At 75.2% G+C, this 1,272-nt stretch carries 1 protein-coding gene; it reads right to left on the reverse strand.

The window, feature by feature from the left end; all coding sequences use genetic code 11:
• On the reverse strand, positions 1-1,110 hold a 1,110-nt coding region (locus FRW57_RS21740; protein WP_162529469.1), incomplete at its 3' end, for a DAK2 domain-containing protein.
• Positions 1,111-1,272 lie beyond the last annotated feature (162 nt).

Consider the following 1,272-nt stretch of genomic DNA (forward strand, 5'->3'; position numbering starts at 1 on the left):
GACCACGGCCACGGCCGGTCCGCCGGCTGCCCGAGCCCGGTGCTCACGCTCACCGGTGCGCGCGTCGCTGAACCTGGTGACGGTGATGCGGTGCGGCCGCCCCGCCCGCACCCCGGCCTCCAGCGCCGCACCCACGTCGTTGACGTGCACGTGGACGTTCCAGACCTCCGGCCCGCCGACGACGATCAGCGAGTCGCCGAGCCGGTCGAGCTCACCGCGCAGCTCCTCGACCGCGTGGTCGCTGCTGTCCTCGAGCAGATACATCACCTCGTATGCCGGTGCGTCACCCCCCTCCTGCCCCTCGCTCGGGACGGCACCGCCCTCCCCCTCACCGGGCGCCTCCGCTGCGGGCCCGTTGCCGCTGGTGGCAGTCGTGGCCGTCGTGGCAGTCGCTGCGCGCCCTCCCTGCCCCACGGGCTCCGCGGAGCCACGCCACGGCAGATCCTCGTGCGGGCGGCCCGAGAGCACGTGCCCGAGCGCTTCGAGGAGCAGGACGTAACCGGCTCCCCCCGCATCCACCACGCCGGCGCGGGCAAGCGCCGGAAGCTGCTCGGGGGTCCGGGCCAGCGCGGAGCGGGCTGCGTCGAGCGAGGCGAGCGTCACGGCATACAGGTCGGATCCGCTGGTGGCCGCCTCTTCGGCGGCGCCGGCGGCGGCCGCGGCGACGGACAGGATCGTGCCCTCGACCGGGTGGCTCACGCTGGCCCGGGCCAGGTCGCTACCGCGTCGCAGGGCCCGGGCGAGGGCCGTCGCGTCGAGGTGCTCGGCGTCGTCGGCCTCCGCGATGACCTCGCTGAAGCCGCGGACCAGCTGGCTCAGGATGACGCCGGAGTTGCCACGTGCCGACAGCAACGTGGTCGTGGCCAGTCCGGCGCTCAGGGCTCCCAGGTCGCCCCGACCGTCCCACCCGGCGGCAGGCAACTGGTCCCTCAGGGCGGCCATCGCGCCGTCGATGGTCAGGTAGAGGTTGGTGCCCGTGTCGCCGTCGGGGACCGGGAAGACGTTGAGGTCGTCGATCTCGGCGCGGCGCTCGGCGAGCACGGCGCGCAGGGTCACGGCCCAGCGCCGGGCCAGCGTGGCGTCGAGGCGCTGCACGGGCGCGTCGGTCACGGGCCGTACCTCCTGCGTGTCGTCGGGCACACCACGGTCGTCGGGCCACTCATCACCGTGAGGCTAACGCCCGGGGCGGACGTGGGCGGCCCCGCGCCGGATCGACCGGGCACCTGTCCCTGCGTGGCGGCGGCGCCACGCAGGGACAGGTGCCCGGTCGAT

The organism is Segeticoccus rhizosphaerae, assembly GCF_009192725.1.
In the GTDB taxonomy this organism is placed as follows: Bacteria; Actinomycetota; Actinomycetes; order Actinomycetales; family Dermatophilaceae; genus Segeticoccus; species Segeticoccus rhizosphaerae.